This is a genomic window from Cupriavidus sp. 01L45 (assembly GCF_056399885.1).
On the sequence record NZ_JBFTSG010000119.1, the window covers coordinates 1 to 6,171 of the forward strand.

The following is a 6,171-nucleotide window of genomic DNA, read 5'->3' on the forward strand; positions in this document are numbered from 1 at the left end:
TCACGTCCGAGCATCACGTCCGAGCAGCGCCGCGCCGTGAAGATCTTCGAACTGCAGCGGTGGGCACCAATATTATTTCATGTATGACTTCCGAGCCCATTCAGTCATGATTTACGGGCCAAGAGCCGCCGATGGGGCCTTGCTTTGCGAAAGTACCGCTAGCTCTTCTCCTTACTCGGTTGGCCACCCTGTGGTAACCAGTTCCTGGTTTGGTGGTTGTTGACGTACCGAGAGACGCAGGACACCGATCATGTCATCGAACTCGTCGACGGGTACCGAGTCCGATGGGGAGATCGAGATGTTCTTGTGCGTCCAGCAAAGGCTGGCGTATTCAGCGGGGGGGTCAGTCCCGCCGGGGTAAGAGTCAAGGCCCCGTAGCTAGGATGGCAGCGGGCCTGGGAAACTGGGACGCTGAAGCCCATCGACAACGTCGTCCGTGGGGCGGCGGCGAGTCACCAGGCCGTAATGAAAATGAACGCGGATGTGGCCTCGAAACTCTGTCCCCGAAGGCCGAGCCTCCAAGAATAGGGCGAAGGCAGCAGAGCCTACCGCAGGCTGACTGAAGCGGTGGGATCCTTCGGCGGGGTGGAAGCGACGCCATGGTGGCAAGGATATGCTGAGCAACTGGAGAAGCCCTCCTTGCCCCGTCGAGAAATCGACGGAAGCTGGGTAGGTCGTATAACCGGCAACACCGGGAAGTCGGCCGAAGGCGAGAGGGTGGCGGACGGGTGTGTAGTAGTGACGAAGCGGGGTAATGCCCGTGGAGCGAAGGCACCCTACTGTGTGTAACTCTTCCAACATAAGGGAGGCAAGGGTGAGATGAGAAAGACACCCGGCAGTTTGCAGGACCTGAGAAGGAAGATATACGTCAAGGCGAAGTCTGAACCGTCCTGGCGTTTCTGGGGTTTATACGTGCATGTCTGCAAGATGGAAACGCTGCAAGCGGCTTACCAGATGGCCAAGGAGAATCGCGGCGCCCCGGGCGGGGACGGCGAGACCTTCGAAGCCATCGAGGCGGCAGGGCGCCCAGGATTCCTCGAGCAGATTCAAGATGAACTGATACGACGTACCTACGCGCCCCGTTTTTCGTCTTGCTGCTCGTCCTGCTTTCCGCTCCGTGCTTCCTTCTCGGGGTACCTTTCATGCATGTATGGACCCGACGCCTTTTGCAAGCTTCTTGTTCGTGATGTCGAAACGGTCTGCATGCATGTATCCGGCTTGCACTTGGACGATAGCCGAAGCACGCCCGCATCGATGAGATCCGCGCACCCTGTCCTTAGCAAAATCGCGGCGTGCCTGATAGCGGCCGCCGGCACGAAAAACAGGCTTCAGGATGCTGGTTCAACCAATTTCGTCATCGCTTTGAGAAGCTTCGCAAACCTGCGTGGGTATCTCCTTCCTTGCAAGCGGTTTTTTGGGCTATGCTGCGGCGCTTCGCGTCATAAAGGTCGAGTCGCTACTGAGCAGCGCCTGGATGACACGCGCGTTCTTGTTGGCCAGCGCGACCGCGGCGCAATTGTGCCCGCGTCGCGCAATCAGTTGCTGCAGCCAGACGCTCTGTGGATCGGCTTTTTTCGCTGCGTAGCGCAGGACTGCCCGCGCGCCGTGGATGAGCAACGTCCTCAAGTATGTGTCGCCGCGCCGGCTGATGCCGTGCAGTCGAGGCTTGCCCCCTGAGGAGTACTGGCGCGGTACCAGACCGAGCCAGGCCGCCAAATGTCGGCCGTTCCTGAATTGCTTCGCGTCGCCGACAGCGGCGACCATGGCTGTGGCGGTGATCGGACCGATGCCGGGCACTTCCGCGATCTTTTTGCACAGCGCGGAATGCTTCATGAACGACTGGATCGATGTTTCGATCAGGTGGACGCGCTCCTCGATCGCGTGTAGGTGCTGCAGCAGTTCAGTTAGCAGCGTCTGGCAGAACGACGTCAATTCGTCGGCGCTCTTGCTGAGTAGTTCCGGGATCGCGCGCTTGAACGCCTCTGGTGAGCGCGAGATCGTGAGTCCGCGCTCACCGAGCAGGCCGCGCATCTGGTTGATCATGGCGGTACGGTGGCGTATCAGGATCGCTCGCATGCGGTGCGCAGCCTGGATGTCTTGCTGCTCGACCGATTTGACTGTAACGAAGCGCATGGCAGGCCGACTGGCCGCCTCGACGATCGCTTCGGCATCGTTGCGGTCATTCTTATTGGTCTTGACGAAGGGTGAAACATACTGTGGACTGATCAGCCGGACCTCAATGCCGATCGACTGGAAGCGTCTTGCCCAGTGGTGCGCTGTGCTGCAGGCTTCCATAACAACCATCCCCGGCTTCAGTGTGCGCACCGCCTCCAGGAGCGAGCCACGCGAGACCTTTGCTCGATGTACGGGCCGTCCGCGGCGGTCGGCGCCATGGAGTTGGAATACCTGTTTGGCGAGATCGATGCCGAGGATGTCGACTTCCATGATGAACCTCCACATGTCAGGTTGATGCCGACAGTGTCCCCCGAAGGGAGGCGTCGGGTCCATCTCAGTAAAATCTGGCGCTAATGCGGAAAAATTCCGTTCAAATCAATTGGTTGAAAATCCATCGAATTCGCTGGACCGCGTCCATCAGATGCAAAATCTGGCGCATCCGCCTTGCCAGCCGGATAGAAGCCCCAGGCCCTGCTGTGGTCGCGTCACTTCATCGATTTTCTGATGATTTGGCGCCCGTTTGCGGCCTATTACCGCGATTACTGCGACTGCGGACGGATTTATCCCAGCGAGCGCATAGAACATGGCCGATCAACTACTGCGCGGGCGCGTCACCGAATCGCCCGCAGCCTCGCATTGATCGCATTCACATCAAAGCCAACTGGGTCAAATACGCCGCCAACCCACGACCGGAAGTCATTGTGCTGTTCGTGGGTCTTGTCCCGGAGCGCTGCAAGGAATTCCGCATATCCGTGTGGCCCGCCAACGTCTTCCGGAGGGCAAGCGTTTTCGCCAGCCACGCATACCGGTAGAGCCARGGCCAAGTCCGGGTAGCCGATTGATTCGACAATGACGCGGTGCTGCCAGTCATCGCCAAAGTCATATCGGTACTCGAATTCGGTGGCCGAGCCGAGCGCATGGTTCAGCCGGACGCCCTTCTCCGACCGCAGGCCTTCATCCGAGACGTCCTTATCCTGTACGCCGAACCGCTCGCCGTTGATGTCGAATTCATGCAGGTGAGTGTCCTCCCAGCCCATCACAGAATGGATCACCTTGTGGAGCTTGGGGAGTTGTATATCCGCCGGGACAACAAAGCGACGCCAGACCAGAGGCTTGACATGGAGCAGTTCGATACGAAGGGTTGCGGCAAGTTTGAGCATAGGCGGAAGAGATCATACATGGGTCCGGAGACCGAGCTAACTGGTTTGCACGGTGAAACTTCTCAGCCACGACCGAGCGGCTCCCGATGGAGCCGGTGAAGGAAATCGAAGGGGTAGTCCTGTACTCGCCACCCACTAGACGCGGAAATGTTCCACGGTCTGCCCGGCATTGACCGCCCGCTGCAGCCAATCGGGCATGGCGCCGCGGCCGTCCCAGCCCTGCCCGTGCGCGTTGCGGTAGCGCACCGTCCCAGGCGTTGGGGGCGGAGGCGATTCGGCAAAGCAGCCGGCGACCTGCAGGTCGGACAGGCTCAGCCCATGCTGGGCCATCTGGATGCGGATCCAGGTGATCGCTTCGGCACGCTCGATTTCGATCGACATCATTTTAGGTGCATAGATTTGAGGAAGCTGCGGGGCAGTATCCTGCGTTGTCGTCTCAAAGACCGTTGGGCCTCCACATTGTGCCGGCGGATCGCTGGTGTAAAGCCACCCGCTTCCTTGGGGATTAGGAATCACGTGTTCACCCCGCCGCTCAAAAATTAATCAGACCCGAGAAGCCCGCCGGGCATCTGGTCCTCGCGCGGTTTGTCCACAGGCTTATCCCATCTCGCGGTGGACAAATCCTCGCCCCTCCCCTCCTCAGGCCGGCCCCGGCTTGAACTTGAACTTGGTTTTGGTCGCTGGCACCTGACGCCTGGGGGTCGCCATGCGGCGCGCCGCGGTGGCTTGCGCATCGGCCCGCTCGGCGCGCCGTACTGCCATCTCCAGTTCCGCCCGCAGCTCTTCTTGTGCCGCCTGCCCTCGCTCGATCGCCTGTTCCGCCTCCGCCAGTTGCCGACTGAGCGTGTCGCGCTCGGCCTGCAGCCGCGCCCGCTCCTCGGCGCCGGCCACGGCGGCGTCTTGCGCCCTCGCCTGCACGGCCGCCAGTTCGGTGCGCAGGTCCGCGACCGCCTGCTCGCCCTTCTGGCGCAGCGTGCGTTCCTGGTCGATCTCGCGCAGCGCGCGGCGCTCGGTGGCGCTGGCTCGCTCCTGTGCGACGGCCACCTGCTCGCGGGTGTGCTCCAGCTCCGTCGAGAATTGGGTACGCAACTCTCCCAATTGCCGCTCCAGCGCCTCGATCTGGCGCTGCCCCGCCTCCTGACGCGCCCGCGCGGCGGCGTGGGCCTGGCGCTCGGCGTCCAGTTCCCCCTGCAGCGCCGCGCGCGCCTGCTGGGCGGCGTCGAAGTCGGCCTGTACGGCGGCTTTCTCCTGCTCGGCCACGACCACCGCGGCCCGCGCCTGGTCGCGCTGCGCCTCCGCCTCGCTCGCCTGCAACCGCGCTTCGGCCCGCAAGGCGGCCAACTCGCCGGTAGCCGCCTCGTTGGCGGCCTGCCAGATCGACTGCACGGCATTGGCGGCGATCGCCTTGAGCGCGTCCGGCAACTCGGGATGGTCRATGGTCACACGCATTTTGCCGCGCAGGTCCGCCCAGAACTGCGCCAGCACCTCGGTCGGCGTGCCCATGCTGCCCTTGCGCACCAGGCCGTAGAGCTTGTTGGCGGTGGGCGTGATGCCGTGCCGAAAAAACAGCAAGGCGCAGACCTCACGGTAGAGCGCGCGGGTCTCGGGGAACTGCGCGCGCAGGGTAGCCACGTCGGCGGCGAGCGTGGCCTGCAGGGCGGCGTCGGGAGCGGCGGCGAGCGGCGTGGATTCAGGGCTGGCAGTCATGTTTGGGTGGCGAACCATGTCAGTTTCCACAAATATTACTACGTAATACGATATTTATCTAATTCAAACTACATAATTTTAGACATAAGTGGGCTTCTGTCTAGAATTAGGTCTACACTCACGCCATGACACCCACCGCACCGATGGCACCCACCGCGCTCCCCCAACCTGCCTTCACGGCCCTGCCCGCCACCCCGATCGAGCGCCTGCGCCTGCCCGCCGCGCTCGCTGGCGCCAGCGGCGCCGCCGGCAGCAACCGGGCGCGCGGCGGCACTCCGCAGATCTCGGCCACTGACGATCTGGCCGCCGTCACCGCCTGGCTGGCGCGCTATACCGACACGCCGGCCACCCTGCAGACCTATCGGCGCGAGGTCGAGCGGCTGCTGCTGTGGGCCGTGATGCAGCACGGCAAGCCGTTGTCGTCGCTCACCCATGAGGACCTGCTGCTGTACGAGCGTTTCCTGGCCGATCCSCARCCCGCCTGGCGCTGGGTCATGGCGTCGCGCAAAAAGCTCGCGCGCGGTGCGCCGGACTGGCGGCCGTTCGCCGGCCCGCTCTCCCCGGCCAGCGCGCGGCACGCGATGGTGATCCTCAATACGCTGTTCGCCTGGCTGGTGGACGCCGGCTACCTGGCCGGCAATCCGCTCTCGCTGGCACGCAACCGGCGCGGCCAGTCCAAGCCCMGSRTCACGCGCTACCTGAGCCACGMSATGTGGCAGGTGGTCAAGGACACCATCGAGGCGATGCCGGGTGCGAACGACACCGCCACCGAGCGCGASCGGCTGCACGCGGCGCGCTGCCGCTGGCTCTTCACGGTGCTGTATCTCGGCGGCCTGCGCGCGGCCGAGGTGGCCGAGACCCGCATGGGCGCCTTCTTCTGCCGGCGTGACCGCGACGGCGTGGAGCGCTGGTGGCTGGAGGTGACCGGCAAGGGCAACAAGACGCGGCTGGTGCCGGCCACGGACGAACTGATCGTGGAGYTGGCGCGCTATCGCGAGGCGTACGGCCTGCCGCCGGCACCGCATCCTGGTGAGGCGCGCCCCATCGTGCTGCCGATCATCGGCAAGGAAAAACCCTTGTCACGCGGCGCGCTGCATCTGGTGCTGAAGGAGGTGTTCGGGATGGCCGC

At 63.3% G+C, this 6,171-nt stretch carries 5 protein-coding genes; 1 reads left to right on the forward strand and 4 read right to left on the reverse strand.

The window, feature by feature from the left end; translation table 11 throughout:
- Positions 1-1,419: 1,419 nt before the first annotated feature.
- From AC1DT6_RS39900 to AC1DT6_RS39915, 4 genes are all read right to left on the reverse strand, one after another.
- Positions 1,420-2,445: an IS110 family RNA-guided transposase gene (locus AC1DT6_RS39900; protein WP_477115568.1), complete on the reverse strand. Its 1,026-nt coding sequence runs from the start codon at positions 2,443-2,445 to the stop codon at positions 1,420-1,422.
- A 341-nt stretch (positions 2,446-2,786) separates the two neighbouring features.
- A complete protein-coding gene (locus AC1DT6_RS39905) occupies positions 2,787-3,335 on the reverse strand; it encodes a plasmid pRiA4b ORF-3 family protein (RefSeq protein ID WP_477115569.1) in 549 nt (182 codons plus the stop codon).
- Between the two features lie 135 nt (positions 3,336-3,470).
- Positions 3,471-3,716 (reverse strand): H-NS histone family protein, encoded by a 246-nt coding sequence (locus AC1DT6_RS39910; RefSeq protein ID WP_477115572.1) that lies wholly within the window; start codon positions 3,714-3,716, stop codon positions 3,471-3,473.
- A 258-nt stretch (positions 3,717-3,974) separates the two neighbouring features.
- Complete coding sequence (locus tag AC1DT6_RS39915; protein WP_477115570.1) at positions 3,975-5,060, reverse strand: DNA-binding protein; 1,086 nt, start codon at positions 5,058-5,060, stop codon at positions 3,975-3,977.
- A 107-nt stretch (positions 5,061-5,167) separates the two neighbouring features.
- Between AC1DT6_RS39915 and AC1DT6_RS39920 the strand changes: the two genes are divergently transcribed.
- Positions 5,168-6,171: tyrosine-type recombinase/integrase (locus AC1DT6_RS39920; RefSeq protein WP_477115571.1), on the forward strand; the 1,004-nt coding region annotated here is incomplete at its 3' end.